We start from the raw sequence: 1,415 nt of genomic DNA, 5'->3' as shown, positions 1-1,415 counted from the left end.
GCTGAGACCTGATGCCGAGCCGATTGTGGTGAAGTGGATGATCCTATGCTGTCGAGAAAAGCCTCTAGCGAGTTTCATGGCGGCCCGTACCCTAAACCGACTCAGGTGGTCAGGTAGAGAATACCGAGGCGTTCGGGTGAACTATGGTTAAGGAACTCGGCAAAATGCCCCCGTAACTTCGGGAGAAGGGGGGCCATTGCTGGTGATCACCCTTGCGGTGTGAGCTGGTGGTGGCCGCAGAGACCAGCGAGAAGCGACTGTTTACTAAAAACACAGGTCCGTGCGAAGCCGTAAGGCGATGTATACGGACTGACGCCTGCCCGGTGCTGGAACGTTAAGGGGACCGGTTAGTCCTGTTTCGACGGGGCGAAGCTGAGAACTTAAGCGCCAGTAAACGGCGGTGGTAACTATAACCATCCTAAGGTAGCGAAATTCCTTGTCGGGTAAGTTCCGACCTGCACGAATGGCGTAACGACTTCTCGACTGTCTCAACCATAGGCCCGGTGAAATTGCATTACGAGTAAAGATGCTCGTTTCGCGCAGCAGGACGGAAAGACCCCGGGACCTTTACTACAGCTTGATATTGGTGTTCGGTTCGGCTTGTGTAGGATAGGTGGGAGACTGTGAACTCTGGACGCCAGTTCAGGGGGAGTCGTTGTTGAAATACCACTCTGGTCGTGCTGGATGTCTAACCTGGGTCCGTGATCCGGATCAGGGACAGTGTCTGGTGGGTAGTTTAACTGGGGCGGTTGCCTCCTAAAGGGTAACGGAGGCGCCCAAAGGTTCCCTCAGCCTGGTTGGCAATCAGGTGTTGAGTGTAAGTGCACAAGGGAGCTTGACTGTGAGACCGACGGGTCGAGCAGGGACGAAAGTCGGGACTAGTGATCCGGCGGTGGCTTGTGGAAGCGCCGTCGCTCAACGGATAAAAGGTACCCCGGGGATAACAGGCTGATCTTCCCCAAGAGTCCATATCGACGGGATGGTTTGGCACCTCGATGTCGGCTCGTCGCATCCTGGGGCTGGAGTCGGTCCCAAGGGTTGGGCTGTTCGCCCATTAAAGCGGTACGCGAGCTGGGTTTAGAACGTCGTGAGACAGTTCGGTCCCTATCCGCTGTGCGCGTAGGAGTCTTGAGAAGGGCTGTCCCTAGTACGAGAGGACCGGGACGGACGAACCTCTGGTGTGCCAGTTGTTCTGCCAAGGGCATGGCTGGTTGGCTACGTTCGGGAGGGATAACCGCTGAAAGCATCTAAGCGGGAAGCCTGCTTCGAGATGAGGACTCCCACCCCCGTTGAGGGGTTAAGGCTCCCAGTAGACGACTGGGTTGATAGGCCAGATATGGAAGCGCCGTGAGGTGTGGAGTTGACTGGTACTAATAGGCCGAGGGCTTGTCCTCAGATGCTCGCGTCCACTGTGT

The 1,415-nt window shown here is 56.5% G+C and carries 1 rRNA gene (running past one end of the window); it reads left to right on the top strand.

The window, feature by feature from the left end:
• Window positions 1-1,393 (top strand): 23S ribosomal RNA (locus tag ABZ822_RS32480) (it extends 1,294 nt beyond the left edge of the window).
• The last annotated feature ends 22 nt before the right edge of the window (window positions 1,394-1,415 follow it).

Origin of the sequence: Streptomyces sp. NPDC047108 (genome assembly GCF_040643575.1) — a bacterium.
GTDB lineage: Bacteria > Actinomycetota > Actinomycetes > Streptomycetales > Streptomycetaceae > Streptomyces.
The sequence above is the reverse complement of the archived record's forward strand: the minus strand, read 5'-3'. Positions and strand labels throughout refer to the sequence as shown.